We start from the raw sequence: 12,687 nt of genomic DNA, 5'->3' as shown, positions 1-12,687 counted from the left end.
GGAGCGGGCGACGAGAATCGAACTCGCGTAATCAGTTTGGAAGGCTGCCAGAGATCGCGCCAGTTTGTCCAAAACACCTGGTCAACGAGGGTACCCGTCTGCCCGCTCGTGCCCGTTCGTGACTGCTGTGGGACTCAGTATCTGGCCCGTGGGTGGCCCGGAACGCCCTCTCGCACAGCGCGCCCCGTCCTGCCTGTCATCCCGTCTGCCTTCGGCCCACACACCGTGGAGCGGGCCTGCCCTCCGGTGACAAGGTGGAGCGCCCCACCGGACGAACGACCTTGGCACCGGAGGGCAGGTCTGCTCGGCTTGCCTGGGTCGAAGGTAGGCGGGATGACAGGCTTCCCTCCCCAATCACCCTCGGACCGCCAGGCGCCGGCGAACCCCACCCATCCCGGAGCCTGAGCGCCCCCGCCGGAGGCATCTTCAACCTTCACCCCCCACCCTCCTTGCTCCCTCCCACCCCCTCGCTACCCGGGCGAGGGGGTTTCGTGTGCGTGGGGGGAATGACGTCGGCCCGCAAGGTGGGGAGGTTGGTGTTTCCCCGTTGATGTCCCGGTGGTTGGTCGCTCAATCTCCCCGTACCGGGCTGGATACCCGTCCAACTGCGGCTGCTTCGAGGGGTTCGCGGGGCGGGGCGTGGGTCTCGGGGCCGGTGACTTTCCGCCCCGGGCCGAAGGCCCGGGGGCGGCGGCTCCGCAGGAGCCGGTTACCGCGCCCCGCCCCGCCACGCGGGGCTTCTTGATTCAGTACAGGCAAATTCGGCAACGCTTCCACCCTGAAAGTTGCTGGCTGTGAGGTGGAGGTGCGTGCTGCCCCGGCTCCTGGTCGTCGTGGGGATCGTGCTGCCGGTGCCGGTTTCCTGTGGGTGGTTACCGCGGCTTCCTTGGCACGTTCAGGGTTCGTCCTGCCGGGTGCTTCGTACACGAGGGCATCCGCCCCTACTACACGCCCGGCAGCTCCACCCCTTCTCGGCCCTCTATCCCACTGTCCTACCGGCAGGCTTCGGCCCGCACGTGCCCACCACACCAGGGGTGAGGGTCGACGGAGAGAACGCGCCAACCGGATCGACTCGCCTGAACCTCGAAGCGCCAGACGTGGCTAGATCCCTTGCGAGACAAGGCTTCCATCCACCAAACGGGCTGAACGGTGGCGATGACGGTTGCCCTGCCGTCGCCCTGGTCCTCAACGTCGATGCTGAATTCCAGCTTGGCGGGAGCGGGGTCGGTCCGGCTCATGTCGTGCCGATAGGTGCGCCATTGGCCGAGCAACTCGTCTCGGCGGGTGGAGTCCAGGACACGCCAAAGCCCGATCTCGTCGTCGCCGCTGAGGTGAAGCAGGTAGACGTTTGCTGCGCCGGCCGGGGTCACCTCCCCGGCGTCCTGGGTACGCTGAATGGCCGCGATCCACCCAATAGAGATCGCGGCCACCCCGACGCACAGTATCCAAATTAGACTTAAAACTACCCAGAGTCTTGATGTTCGCATCAATAGATCAACTTACGATATGGAATCCATCTCAGCAATACCTTTAACGCAAGCGTCGAGAATTCTCCGCGCCTCGCCGCCATACCTGGATACCGACTTAAACTCATCAAAGATGCGGCTAAAGTGTTCGGACTCTGCGATATTTTGAAGAACGCGCTCTTCCGCCCATGTCTCGATGAGAACGGTGTCACCGAACATTGCAAACCCATGCAACGGTGCAATAGGCATTCGCACTGAAGAGGGAATGATTCCAATTTCAACATTGGGCATCGAGAGTAGGTTAATTAGCCGATCTATCTGCGCAAGCATGATTTCCTTGGGACACAGCACTGTCCTGCACGCCGTTTCCGAAATCAGAAAATCAAACTTCTTTGCCGAGTCGTACAGTACCTGCTGACGCTGCATTCGCTGAATCAAGGCACTTTCCAGATCGCTAGCGGGCGCGCCGTGAAATTCAATGTTCTCCGCAAGTCTAAAGCGAGCGTAATCACCGGTTTGAAGCAACCCCGGGACAAGAGCAATCTCCAAGTTCCGAATTACCGACACGTCGGCCGCTAGCCCATACAGCGACCTCTGTGTTTCGGTTTGAGTCTCCTCAAAGGAACCTGGCCGCCACCCAACACGTTCCGCCCGTGCATCCCTTGCAAGATTGAGCATGTGCTCCACAAGGTCGTTTGCTTGCGTCGCGGTAGACCACGAGAGGATGTCATCATCGGTTGGCACCTGGCGGCCCGTCTCGATTCGAGACACCTTGGACTGCACCCATCCAAGCTGTTTTGCAAGAGCAACCCCAGATAGCCCGCGCCGCACTCGCAGTTCGCGCAAGAAGGTGCCAAGTGATTCACGGCTAGACACTTGTTATCCTAACTGTGGCAGATGATTGGCACGGTACTCTTTGAATGTAAGCGAATTATCCATCAAGATGGAACGCAGCTTAATATACTTTTCTACACGCATTTCATCTTGAATGAGAGTAATGCCTTCTAGGTCGCCCGAACGATCAAAAGAAAAGGCGGCGACCCGCTTATTGTCGAACAGCCAGAAGTCTTGTAGTTCAATTCCAAGAGAGTCCGCCCGAACCTCCGACAAATATCGGATATCATCGCCGGCCGCAATTAGATGCGGAGTAATGAAGAGCGAGAATCGAAGATAGCTGGAGGGCGGGTCACCAATGATTCGTACTCGCTGCATAACTCGACCACCACGAGTCAGCCCCCGAACAACGGAAAGCCACTCCTGAAGCCACTCCAAATCCACTTGCTCACCGTTGAGAAATTGCGCTAAGGCAACCGTTTCGACATTCGATCGATAGAACGATTGCGCCTCGAAACGAAAAGCGCTCGACTCGCAGCTCTCAAAGAGCAAAGAAAATTCTTCGACCGTCAGCGCTCGGTCGCCATTTGCCACATCTGCCCGTTTTGGGCTTCGATGGGCGCCTTGTTCACGCATCATGCGCCTCCAATCGCCCTCTTGCGCGAGGGATCCAACTTGCGCGCGCATCGGATCGTACTCGTTTGCCCTGGTCAAGGCGCCACATCTACATACTCTGGCACTGTGCTCGACCTATGCTTGCATCCTTCGCATGACCCGTGCTATACTTGTCGCATAGCCCGATGGGCGGGCAGTCGCAGGAGGTAGAGCAGTGGCTCTCAAGGGTGGAATCCGGTTTGGTATCCCGTTTGAGGCGGTTTTCCCGCACGGGTGCGTGTTGGTGCCGGACTCGATCGCTGAGGCGATGGACTTCAACGAGGTGACGAAGCAGCGGACCCCGGCGAAGGACAAGGTCACGGGGCAGCGGGTGTACCAGGTGCGGGTGATGGACATGGACCCGGAGCTTGGCGCGCGGTCGCGTGAGGTGGCGGTGAAGATCCTGGCCGATGTTCAGCCGGTGCCGCCCGTCAATGCGTTCGAGCAGGTGGAGTTCGAGGGGCTGACGGTCACGCCGTACGTGGGCAACAACGGCCGGCTGGCGTACTCGTTCCGGGCGGCTGGTCTGCGTGCTCCGCAGGCTGCGCGTGCCGGGAAGGCGTCCTGATGTCGACGGCTCTGGTCACGACTTACGTGCATGTGGGGCCGGAAACGAAGGTCGTGCTCAGCAAACACCTTCAGGTGGGTCAGATCGGGCTCCGGGTCGGTTACGGCGCCGGTGAGCTGACCTTGTTTCTCGACGGTGAGGGCGTGGACCGCGTGATCGCGGCGCTGTCCGAGGGCCGTGACCTTTTGTCGGCGTCGGTCGCGAAGGCGGCTGTCTGATCAAGTTGTGGCGCGGGGCGGTCTGTATGCCGTAGGAAGCCTGACCGCCCCGCCGCCCTCCAAGCCATCGGAAGGCGTGTCAATCATGTCAAAGATCGTGCTGGACTGGTCGGCGGGTGGTGTCGGCCCGAAGTCCCCGTGCGCGCTGTGCGGGAAGCCGACGATCATCCGTAGCCCGAAGGGGACGGCGTGTCACAAGGTCTGCGCGGAGGAGTGGACCGAGGCGCGTCAGCGTCAGGCCAACTCGGGTAGTTCGTCGTCGGGGCGGCTGGTATGAGCCTGCCTCTGATCAACATGCGTCGTCTGTCGGTGCCTACGCCGTGGTGGCTGGTCACCGTCCTGTTCCTGCCGATGCTGATCGTCCGGGTGACGGTCTGGTCGGTGCGCCTGATCGTTCGGGCTCGTCGGCTGCTTCCGGCCTTCGCCGTGGTCCTGGTGCTGTTGTGGGCTCGGTCCGAGTGGGGGCCGCTGCCCCTGATCGGTGCCGGTCTGCTGACCGCTGCTGGCCTGGGTGTCTGGTGGTGGAAGTCGCGTGAGTCGTTCGACCGGTCGGTGACGCTGCGGCTGTTGTCGGCGTGGCGTCGGCTGTGGGTCTACCACCGTCAGTGGGACGAGTCGATGTCCCTGTCTGGCCTGGTCAAGACGTTCGACGGTGGCCGGAAGGTCCCGGTCCTGCTGTCGGTGCGCTGCACCTACGCCACGGATGAAGTCGTGCTTCGGATGCCGCGTGGCCAGGCCCCGGACGTGTACCACAAGGCGGCATCGAACCTGGCGTACAGCTTCGGGTCGCGTCACTGCCGGGTCTTCTCGACCCGTCGCGCGCTGGCTCCGGCCCGGTCCGGTCGGTTCGCGTGGCTGCTGCGCCTGGTTGACGCGGTCCGCTACCGCGACCGGCCCCGCCACGTGACGCTCGTGTTCATCCGCCGTGACCCGTTGACGCGGGTCGTCAAGCCGCTGCCGGTCCCGGCGGTGCCAGACTTTACCGCGCTGCCGCTGGGGATGCGTGAGGACCTGGTCGTGTACTGCCTGCGGCTGCTGGCCACTCACGTTCTGGTCGGTGGGGCGACCCGGATGGGCAAGGGCTCGGTCATCTGGTCCCTGCTGCGGGCGCTGGCCGCCGGTATCACGTCGGGCCTGGTCCGGGTGTGGGCGATCGACCCGAAAGGTGGCATGGAGCTGTCCATCGGACGGCCGCTGTTCGCCCGGTACGTCGATGACGACTGGTCGTCCATGGCGGACATGCTCGAAGACGCCGTGACCGTGATGCGGGAGCGTCAGCGCAAGCTCCGGGGGCGTGTCCGGGTCCATACGCCGTCGATCGATGACCCGCTGATCGTCATCGTCATTGACGAGATCGCCGCGTTGCTGGCGTACCTGCCGGACTCGGAGATCCGTAACCGGATCACCCAGACGTTGGGGCTGTTGCTGAGTCAGGGTGCCGGCCTGGGCGTGCTTGTCGTCGCCGCGACGCAGGACCCCCGCAAGGAGGTCGTCACGGTTCGGGACCTGTTCCCGACCCGCATCGCGTTGGGGCTGACCGAGCGTGGTCACGTGGATCTGATCCTCGGTGACGGTGCCCGCGAGCGTGGCGCGCTGGCCGATCAGATCCCGCTCTCGGCCAAGGGTGTCGCCTACGTCCTGCTTGACGGCCAGCCCGAACCGGCCCGGGTTCGGATGTCGTACATCGATGACGCCCTGATCCGTGAAATGGCCGAGAAGTTCCCGGCCCCCGTCGACCAGGTCCCCGCCGACCCCGACCCGGCTCCGGTTCCGGCTCCCCGGTCGGGCAAGTCCAACGGTCGCCACACGTACCGGCCGGACCGGTCTCGGCCGCTGCTGCCCGAAGGACTGCTGTCCGTGCTGGACGTCGACAAGGAAGGGGAGTCCGAATGAGCACCGACGACACCCCGACCCGGATGCCGTACGCGGATCAGCCCGACGACGAAGCCCCGGCCCGCCGCTTCTACCGGATGCGTGCCCCGCACGTCGAGCGCACTTCGACCCCGGTGACTGTCCGTGTCACTGACGGCGCTGACCTGTACGTCGCTGTCGGACCCGGCCGCCGCCGGATGTACCTGACCCCTGAAGAGGCGTGGGCGCTGTGGCGCTGCCTGTCCGAGGCCGTGACCTCGACCGGTACGCCCCCGGACTGGATTCGCGTCCACGTCAAGCCCACCCCCCGCTGACCTTCCTCACTGACCTACCACTCAGGAGCTTTCCGTGAACCGTCGCCTCAAGCGGCGCCCGGTGCGTCGTGTCTGCCTCGACCTGCGCCACCGCAACCCCGACTTGCCCTGCCCCTACTGCGACCCGACCCCCGACACCGATCCCGTGATCGCGCTGGCCACCCGCCAGCACGCCGACCTGATCACCTACGACGCCGAACTCTGGGGGTGGCCGGCATGAGCTACCAGCTCTGGTCCTGGCTGCTGATGGTCGTCGGCGTGACCGGCCTCTACCTTGCCGGTCGCCGCTCCTGGGTCGGCTGGGCGCTGGGCCTGGCCGGTCAGGCGCTCTGGTTCGCCTACGCCATCTCCACTGAACAGCTCGGCTTCCTCGTCTCCTGCTTCGCCTACGGCGCGGTCTACATCCGCAACCTGCGTGCCTGGCTCCGCCCGGCCCCGACCACGCCCGGTCCGAAGGTGACTGCTGATGTCGACCAGTGAGGGGACCTTTACCGAGCAGTTCGCCGCCGAGTATGCCCGGAACGCGGTCCCGACAATGCTCAAGTCCATCAACTCAATCAAGCGCTACAACCGGTTCGTTCTCATCGCTGCGATGCTGACGAGCTACCTGCACCAGGCCCACTACCTGGCGACCCAGAATGCCGGTTACTTCGCCTACCTGGTGCCGCTGATCTTTGACGCGGCCATGGTGTCGATGCTGACCGTCGTCCGTACCGCCGGCATCGTCAAGAAGGCCAAGCGTGGCGCCCTGGTCGTCTTCATCGCCGCCGCTCTGCTGTCGGCCGTCATCAACTTCTCTGCCCCCGGCAGCCTCGGGCTCAGGCTGGTCTTCGCCCTGGTCGTTGTCCTGGTCATCGGCGTCGAGTTCGTTGCCGGCTGCATCCGTCCGGACTTCGCCGCGATCGAGGCTGAAGCGGCCGCGTTGCTGACCGCTGCCCGCGACCTGGGCGCCAAGAGCCAGCACACCGAGGACACCGACCTTCCCGCCAAGCCGGCCCCGACCGTCGTCGCCGTCGACCAGGTCGACCCCGACCCCGTCCCACCGCCCGCCCCGACCCCGATCCCGGCTCCCGTCATCGACCCCGCCCCTGCCCCCGCCCCGCCTGCTGCCGTCGTTCCGTCCGGCGTCGTGTCGTCGTCGGTCTACGTCCCGCCGGCCCGCGTCAACGGTGCCGTCATCACCTCGGAGGTGTACCGGTGACCGTCATCGCTCCCGATCCGCTGCTGATCCTGGCCACCCTCGCCAGCCTGCTCGCCGGTGCCGCCGGCCTGCTCTCCGGGTTCCGTTCGTCCCGGCTGCTGGCCGACGCCCGGCACGCCGCCACCCATGACCGGCTGACCGGCCTGCCCAACCGGCTCGGGTTGGCCGACGCCTGGGCCAACCTCGCCGGGCACCGCCGGCACGTCGTCGTGCTCGACCTGGACGGCTTCAAACCGGTCAACGATCAGTACGGGCACGCCGCCGGAGACTTCGTCCTCGCCACGATCGGGGCACGCCTGGCCGCGAACGCCATCGGCACGGCTGCCCGGCTGGGTGGAGACGAGTTCGCCGTCATCGTCACCGCAGATTCCCCGACCACCCATGCCCGCCGGCTCGCTGCCGTGATCGCGGCACCGATCCACCTGCCCCCAACCGTGCTGGCCAATCCGACCGCGACCCCGGCCGGCGTCGTCGTCACCGTCACCGCCTCCATCGGCCTCGCCCCGGCCCGGTCCGGCCTCGCCGTCGCCCTGGCCGCCGCCGACGCCGCCATGTACCGCGCCAAAACCGCCCGCCTCGGCGTCACCGTCCACGACCCGGCCGCCGACGACGACACCACCCCGACCGGCACCCGCCCGACCATCCGCACCCGCGACCTGACCACCGAAGACGACGTGATCCCTGCGGAGGTGATCTACCCATGATTCCGACCCTGTACGAGGCGCTGACCGGCCGCCCGTGGACCACCGGCCGCAGCCTCAACGAGGACTTCGGCCCGCCGCCCGCCGTCGTCTACGCCGAGCAGCTCGCCGGCCTCACCGACACCGAACTGTTGGCCCTGGACGTGTCCCGCGTACCCCGCCGGGCTGCGACCGGCACCCCGACTCCTACCCGCTGACCCCGCGCGGTGCCCGACCCCACCCGGCCGGGCACCGCGTCAACCCCCGATCGGAGGTGACCCCATGACTGCCCCCACCCGCCCCCGGCTCATCTCGTACTGCGCCCGGTGCTCTCGTCCGGCCTCGGTTGTGGTCCGTGCCGGCACCCCCGACAGCGGCAACTACCGCGCCACGATCACGTGCCCGGTCCACCTGCGCGACGCCCGCCGCTGGGCCTCGGTGGTCGGCCAGCCCTATACCGGCCCGGCCCCGCACACCGCCCCGCAACTGACCCTGTTCGACCTGCCCGCCGACCTGCCCGCCGGCCCGGTCCGCATCCAGCGTCAGCGCACCCGTGGGTGGCGGATGCCCGACACCGCCCGCTACGTCGGCCGCCCCGGACCGTTCGGCAACCCCTTCAAGGCCACCCCGACCCCCACCGGCCGTGCTACCGCCGTCAAGAAGTTCGGGGCCTGGCTTGCGACCCAACCCGACCTGATCGCCTCCGCCCGCCGCGACCTGGCCGGCTACGACCTGGCCTGCTGGTGCCCGCTCGACCAGCCCTGCCACGCAGACGTGTACCTCGAACTGCTCCGTGCGGACCCGACGGAGGTGAACTGATGACCGGCCAGCAACTGGAGTTCTTCCTCGGCACGCACCACCCCGCCTGGCTCGCATCCGCGCCGGTGCCGCTGTTCGTCTCGGACCGCCGTCTACGCGGCTACAAGCGGCTGCCCCGCGCCGTCGTCTCCTGGGCACTGGACTCAGGCGGGTTCACCGAACTGTCTCAGCACGGCTCCTGGGACAACGGGCCGACGCCCGCCCAGTACATCGCCCGGATCGCGCGCTACTACCACGAGACCGGCCGGTTGCAGTGGGCGGCGCCGCAGGACTGGATGTGCGAACCCTGGATCATCGCCAAGACCGGCCTGACGATCGCGGAACACCACCGCCGGACCGTCGCCAACTTCTTGGAGCTGCGCGACCTGGCCGTAGCCGCCGGACTGCCCAAAGACCTGATCCGCCCCGTCTTGCAGGGCTGGGAAGTCGAGCACTACCTACAGTGCGCCGACCTCTACGCCGACGCCGGAGTAGACCTGACCACCGCCCCGCTCGTCGGCCTGGGCTCGGTCTGCCGCCGCCAGGGCACCGACACCGCCGGCCAGATCATCGCCGCACTCCACGCCATCGGCATCACCCGACTCCACGGCTTCGGCTTCAAGGTCCAGGGACTCGCCCGATACGCCTCCCTGCTCACCTCGGCCGATTCCCTCGCCTGGTCCTACACCGCCCGTCGACGTCCGCCCCTGCCCGGCTGCACCACCCATATCAACTGCGCCAACTGCCCGCGCTTCGCCTACCAGTGGCACCGAACCCACATCGCACCGATCCTCGCCCGCCAAGCCCCGACCTGCCTACAGCTCCAACTCTTCACGCACCCGGCAGGAGTCGCCGCATGACCGCCCCCACCCTGCCCGGCCTCGAACCCGCCCCGACCCCGGACACCGACCCGACCGACCAGCCCCGGCCCGGTTCGCGTGCCGCCCGTATGGCCATGCCCCTGGCCCTGTCCGTGGTCAAGGACATGTGCGCCGAGTACGGCGTCTGCCTGCGCCCCGTCTCCCTGCGCCGCACCGATCTACAGACCGGGATGACCGAGGTCATCGACGTGCCCTGCGGATCGACCCGGGAGGACAAGTGCGCCCCGTGCGCCAAGAGGGCCAAGCGTCTACGGCAGACCCAGATCCGCGAGGGCTGGCACCGCACCGACGAACCGATGCCGGCGCCTGCCCCGGCGACCGAGGATCAGAAAGCGCTGATCGCGCTGCGGGCGCACCTTGAGTTCTACCGGGATGAGGCGGTACGCGGCTCCGAGTGGGACCAGGTGGCCGACCTGGACGCCGCCATCCGCGAGGTGGAAGAGGCCATCGCGGCGGAAGGGCTGCGGGGGAGTGTCGCACCCTCCCACGGTGAGGACCAGGACGACGCCGGTCCTCGCCGTGTCCGGTCCACCCGTCGTCGACAGGACACCCCCGACCTGCCCCGCAAGAAGGTGGAGGCTCGCACCGTGGGCCGGGTCTACACCGCGCCGGACGGCACCGAACACCGACCCTCGATGTGGCTGTCCCTGACCCTGGACTCATACGGGCCGGTCCTGCCTGACGGCACCCCCGTCGACCCGGACGCCTACGACTACCGCCGCGCAGCCTGGGACGCCGTCCACTGGCCACGGCTCCTGGACCGCTTCTGGCAGAACCTTCGCCGCTGCGTCGGCTGGAACGTCCAGTACGCCGGCTGCGTCGAGCCACAGCGACGGCTTGCCCCGCACGCGCACTTCGCCATCCGGGGCACCATCCCACGGGAGATCCTGCGCCAGGTCGCCGCCGCGACCTACCACCAGGTGTGGTGGCCACCCGCCGACGAGTTGCGCTACAGCCTCGACCGGCCCCCGGTCTGGGACCGCACCGCGGCTTGCTGGGTCGACCCCGACACCCGGAACCCGCTCACCTCGTGGGGTGACGCCCTGGACCAGGTCGACGACGACCCCGACGCCACCCCCGCGCACGTCGTTCGCTTCGGCCGCCAGGTCGACGCCCGTGGAGTGAACCCCGGCAGCGCCGATGCCAACCGCACGATCGGCTACATCACGAAGTACATCACCAAGTCATCCGGCGATGTCCACGCCGCCGACACCGACCGCAAGCGGGCACACCTCGACCGGCTCTGGCAACAGCTCCGCGTCACACCCTGCTCCGAGCGGTGCGCGAACTGGCTGCTCTACGGAGTCCAGCCGAAGAAGGCACACGAGCGGCTACAACCCGGCCGGTGCAAGGGCAAGGTCCACCAACGGGCCACCCTCGGCATCGGCGGCCGGCGCATCCTCGTATCCCGAGGCTGGTCCGGCAAGACCCTCGCCGACCACCGCCACGACGCCCGTGCCTGGGTCCGCGCCGTCCTGGGCGTCGGCATCCCCGCCGCTGAAGCTGACCCCGTCGCCCCCGACCAGCCGGCCGCCTACGCCTGGGAGATGGCCAAGCACGACGATCCCGACGTCTCACCGCTGCAACACCGGCTCCTGCGGGCACTGGCCCAACGGATGCAGTGGCGGAACGCTCTCCTTGCTGCACGAGACAGATCCACACAGGACAGTAGCGGTCCCGAGAACCCTTGTGGCGCAACGGAAGGAGAGGCGGGTGGGTGACCTTCTCACCTCCGATGAGGTTGCCGTCCGACTGCGGGCGTCGCCTCGATTCGTGCGGCGGCTCGTGTCTGAACGCCGGATCGGCTTCGTGAAGGTCGGCCGCAGTGTGCGGTTCGATCCTGCCGACGTAGACGCCTATATCGAGTCCAACCGGGTCAAACCGCTGACCCGTGCGGAGCTTCGTCAACAACTCTGGGAGGCAGCCTGATGGCTGGTGGTGGCTCTGCCCGTCGTCGTTTCGGCAACGTCCGGCGGCGGGCCTCGGGAAGATTCCAGGCGAGGTACATCGGCCCCGATGGGCTGGAGAGAACCGCCCCGAAGACGTTCGCCACGGAGCGCCAGGCCGAGAAGTGGCTCACGCTGGTGGAGTCGGAGATCATCCGGGGAATCTGGACCGCCCCGGAAGCCGGGGAGATCGAACTCGCTCCGTACGGTGTGCGGTGGATCGCTGAACGCAAGCTCGCCCCGCGTACCCGCGAGGGATACGAGTACCTGTTCGGCAGACTCGTCACCCCGCATCTCGGCAAGCTCACGCTGGCCGCGATAAAGCCGGCGACCATCCGGGCATGGCGTAGGAAGCTGCTCGACGGCGGCACCCCGGAACCGCAGGCGGTGAAGGCGTACACGCTGCTGCGGGCGATCCTCAACACGGCCGTGAAGGAAGATGAGCTGATTCGCCAGAATCCATGCCGAATCAGGGGATATGACCAGTACCACACCCCGGAGCGGCCCGTGGCCACCATCGCCCAGGTCCACGCCCTGGCCGACGCCGTGCCGGCCCGGTACTCAGCTCTGATCGTCGTCGCCGCCTTGTCCGGCCTGCGGTGGGGCGAACTGGTGGCGCTGCGTCGGTCCGACATCAACCTGAGTTCGGCAACCGTCCGGGTGCCCCGGAAGCTGGCCGCCCTGCGGAAGCGGCTGGAGTTCGGCCCGCCCAAGTCGGCTGCCGGCGTCCGCGTCGTAGCCGTGCCGTCCGCCGCCGTGGAAGCACTGCGAACCCACCTTGACGCCTATGTAGAAGAAGGTGCCGGTGCCATCGTCTTCACCGGCGCCAAGGGGGGCCTACTGCGGTCGAGCGGGTTCAGTGCTGCGACCAGGTGGACTAAGACGGTCGCCTCGGTCGGGCTGCCCGGCTTCCACTTTCACGATCTGCGGCACACCGGGAACAACCTCGCGGCTGCGGCCGGCGCCAGCACTCGGGAACTCATGCACCGGATGGGCCACGCCAGCATGAGGGCCGCGCTGATCTACCAGCACGCCACCAGCGAGCGGGACCGGGAGATTGCCTCGGCCATGGATCGCCGGATTGCCAAGCAGACCGGCCGGAAGCGTCGCAAGAGCTAATGGCCCACGAATGGCCCGCAAGATCGAAGTAGGGGAGAGGTTGCCCGGCCCGGGATCAGGGGATATGGCCCTTGGCCTGGGCCGGAGCGGTATGGAGCGGGCGACGAGAATCGAACTCGCGTAATCAGTTTGGAAG

The 12,687-nt window shown here is 67.0% G+C and carries 18 protein-coding genes; 15 read left to right on the top strand and 3 right to left on the bottom strand.

The window, feature by feature from the left end; translation table 11 throughout:
- Positions 1-992 precede the first annotated feature (992 nt).
- From AB0I42_RS36600 to AB0I42_RS36590, 3 genes are all read right to left on the bottom strand, one after another.
- Positions 993-1,430 carry a hypothetical protein gene (locus AB0I42_RS36600; RefSeq protein WP_357544367.1) on the bottom strand — a complete coding sequence of 146 codons (438 nt, stop codon included), beginning with the start codon at positions 1,428-1,430 and terminating at the stop codon, positions 993-995.
- A 69-nt stretch (positions 1,431-1,499) separates the two neighbouring features.
- Positions 1,500-2,342, bottom strand: a complete 843-nt coding sequence (locus AB0I42_RS36595) for a helix-turn-helix transcriptional regulator (protein WP_357544366.1) — start codon at positions 2,340-2,342, stop codon at positions 1,500-1,502.
- Positions 2,343-2,345: 3 nt separating this feature from the next.
- A complete protein-coding gene (locus AB0I42_RS36590) occupies positions 2,346-2,987 on the bottom strand; it encodes a DUF6879 family protein (RefSeq protein WP_357544365.1) in 642 nt (213 codons plus the stop codon).
- 142 nt (positions 2,988-3,129) lie between these two features.
- On the opposite strand from AB0I42_RS36590, the gene AB0I42_RS36585 reads away from it, so the two are divergent.
- From AB0I42_RS36585 to AB0I42_RS36515, 15 genes are all read left to right on the top strand, one after another.
- Positions 3,130-3,522 carry a transcriptional regulator gene (locus AB0I42_RS36585; RefSeq protein ID WP_357544364.1) on the top strand — a complete coding sequence of 131 codons (393 nt, stop codon included), beginning with the start codon at positions 3,130-3,132 and terminating at the stop codon, positions 3,520-3,522.
- Positions 3,522-3,740 carry a hypothetical protein gene (locus tag AB0I42_RS36580; RefSeq protein WP_357544363.1) on the top strand — a complete coding sequence of 73 codons (219 nt, stop codon included), beginning with the start codon at positions 3,522-3,524 and terminating at the stop codon, positions 3,738-3,740. The genes AB0I42_RS36585 and AB0I42_RS36580 overlap by 1 nt, the downstream gene beginning before the upstream one ends.
- Before the next feature lie 85 nt (positions 3,741-3,825).
- Positions 3,826-4,017, top strand: coding sequence for a hypothetical protein (locus AB0I42_RS36575; RefSeq protein WP_357544362.1), 192 nt, complete (start codon positions 3,826-3,828; stop codon positions 4,015-4,017).
- On the top strand, positions 4,014-5,633 hold the full coding sequence (locus tag AB0I42_RS36570; RefSeq protein ID WP_357544361.1) for an FtsK/SpoIIIE domain-containing protein: 1,620 nt from the start codon (positions 4,014-4,016) through the stop codon (positions 5,631-5,633). The genes AB0I42_RS36575 and AB0I42_RS36570 overlap by 4 nt, the downstream gene beginning before the upstream one ends.
- A complete protein-coding gene (locus tag AB0I42_RS36565; RefSeq protein WP_357544360.1) occupies positions 5,630-5,926 on the top strand; it encodes a spread protein in 297 nt (98 codons plus the stop codon). Before AB0I42_RS36570 ends, AB0I42_RS36565 begins: the two co-directional genes overlap by 4 nt.
- A 34-nt stretch (positions 5,927-5,960) precedes the next feature.
- On the top strand, positions 5,961-6,146 hold the full coding sequence (locus AB0I42_RS36560; protein WP_357544359.1) for a hypothetical protein: 186 nt from the start codon (positions 5,961-5,963) through the stop codon (positions 6,144-6,146).
- Positions 6,143-6,406, top strand: a complete 264-nt coding sequence (locus AB0I42_RS36555; protein ID WP_357544358.1) for a hypothetical protein — start codon at positions 6,143-6,145, stop codon at positions 6,404-6,406. Before AB0I42_RS36560 ends, AB0I42_RS36555 begins: the two co-directional genes overlap by 4 nt.
- A complete protein-coding gene (locus AB0I42_RS36550) occupies positions 6,393-7,127 on the top strand; it encodes a DUF2637 domain-containing protein (protein ID WP_357544357.1) in 735 nt (244 codons plus the stop codon). The genes AB0I42_RS36555 and AB0I42_RS36550 overlap by 14 nt, the downstream gene beginning before the upstream one ends.
- A complete protein-coding gene (locus tag AB0I42_RS36545; protein ID WP_357544356.1) occupies positions 7,124-7,831 on the top strand; it encodes a GGDEF domain-containing protein in 708 nt (235 codons plus the stop codon). The genes AB0I42_RS36550 and AB0I42_RS36545 overlap by 4 nt, the downstream gene beginning before the upstream one ends.
- Positions 7,828-8,025: a hypothetical protein gene (locus tag AB0I42_RS36540; protein WP_357544355.1), complete on the top strand. Its 198-nt coding sequence runs from the start codon at positions 7,828-7,830 to the stop codon at positions 8,023-8,025. Before AB0I42_RS36545 ends, AB0I42_RS36540 begins: the two co-directional genes overlap by 4 nt.
- A 64-nt stretch (positions 8,026-8,089) precedes the next feature.
- Entirely contained in the window at positions 8,090-8,626 is a 537-nt protein-coding gene (locus AB0I42_RS36535; RefSeq protein ID WP_357544353.1) for a DUF4326 domain-containing protein, read from the top strand.
- Positions 8,626-9,465, top strand: coding sequence for a hypothetical protein (locus AB0I42_RS36530; RefSeq protein WP_357544352.1), 840 nt, complete (start codon positions 8,626-8,628; stop codon positions 9,463-9,465). Before AB0I42_RS36535 ends, AB0I42_RS36530 begins: the two co-directional genes overlap by 1 nt.
- On the top strand, positions 9,462-11,207 hold the full coding sequence (locus tag AB0I42_RS36525) for a replication initiator (protein WP_357544351.1): 1,746 nt from the start codon (positions 9,462-9,464) through the stop codon (positions 11,205-11,207). The genes AB0I42_RS36530 and AB0I42_RS36525 overlap by 4 nt, the downstream gene beginning before the upstream one ends.
- Positions 11,200-11,415, top strand: coding sequence for a helix-turn-helix domain-containing protein (locus tag AB0I42_RS36520; protein ID WP_357544350.1), 216 nt, complete (start codon positions 11,200-11,202; stop codon positions 11,413-11,415). The genes AB0I42_RS36525 and AB0I42_RS36520 overlap by 8 nt, the downstream gene beginning before the upstream one ends.
- Positions 11,415-12,551 carry a tyrosine-type recombinase/integrase gene (locus AB0I42_RS36515; protein ID WP_357544349.1) on the top strand — a complete coding sequence of 379 codons (1,137 nt, stop codon included), beginning with the start codon at positions 11,415-11,417 and terminating at the stop codon, positions 12,549-12,551. Before AB0I42_RS36520 ends, AB0I42_RS36515 begins: the two co-directional genes overlap by 1 nt.
- Positions 12,552-12,687 lie beyond the last annotated feature (136 nt).

The organism is Polymorphospora sp. NPDC050346, assembly GCF_040655695.1.
GTDB classification, from domain to species: domain Bacteria; phylum Actinomycetota; class Actinomycetes; order Mycobacteriales; family Micromonosporaceae; genus Polymorphospora; species Polymorphospora lycopeni.
Note: the sequence above shows the minus strand (reverse complement) of the source record. Positions and strands in the feature narration are given on the sequence as shown.

Bases quoted from the DNA above. Each gene is read 5' to 3' on its own strand.
- AB0I42_RS36590 (WP_357544365.1), bottom strand. From the start codon at position 2,987: ATGCGCGCGCAAGTTGGATCCCTCGCGCAAGAGGGCGATTGGAGGCGC.
- AB0I42_RS36580 (WP_357544363.1), top strand. From the start codon at position 3,522: ATGTCGACGGCTCTGGTCACGACTTACGTGCATGTGGGGCCGGAAACG.
- AB0I42_RS36575 (WP_357544362.1), top strand. From the start codon at position 3,826: ATGTCAAAGATCGTGCTGGACTGGTCGGCGGGTGGTGTCGGCCCGAAG.
- AB0I42_RS36570 (WP_357544361.1), top strand. From the start codon at position 4,014: ATGAGCCTGCCTCTGATCAACATGCGTCGTCTGTCGGTGCCTACGCCG.
- AB0I42_RS36565 (WP_357544360.1), top strand. From the start codon at position 5,630: ATGAGCACCGACGACACCCCGACCCGGATGCCGTACGCGGATCAGCCC.
- AB0I42_RS36555 (WP_357544358.1), top strand. From the start codon at position 6,143: ATGAGCTACCAGCTCTGGTCCTGGCTGCTGATGGTCGTCGGCGTGACC.
- AB0I42_RS36550 (WP_357544357.1), top strand. From the start codon at position 6,393: ATGTCGACCAGTGAGGGGACCTTTACCGAGCAGTTCGCCGCCGAGTAT.
- AB0I42_RS36540 (WP_357544355.1), top strand. From the start codon at position 7,828: ATGATTCCGACCCTGTACGAGGCGCTGACCGGCCGCCCGTGGACCACC.
- AB0I42_RS36535 (WP_357544353.1), top strand. From the start codon at position 8,090: ATGACTGCCCCCACCCGCCCCCGGCTCATCTCGTACTGCGCCCGGTGC.
- AB0I42_RS36530 (WP_357544352.1), top strand. From the start codon at position 8,626: ATGACCGGCCAGCAACTGGAGTTCTTCCTCGGCACGCACCACCCCGCC.
- AB0I42_RS36525 (WP_357544351.1), top strand. From the start codon at position 9,462: ATGACCGCCCCCACCCTGCCCGGCCTCGAACCCGCCCCGACCCCGGAC.
- AB0I42_RS36515 (WP_357544349.1), top strand. From the start codon at position 11,415: ATGGCTGGTGGTGGCTCTGCCCGTCGTCGTTTCGGCAACGTCCGGCGG.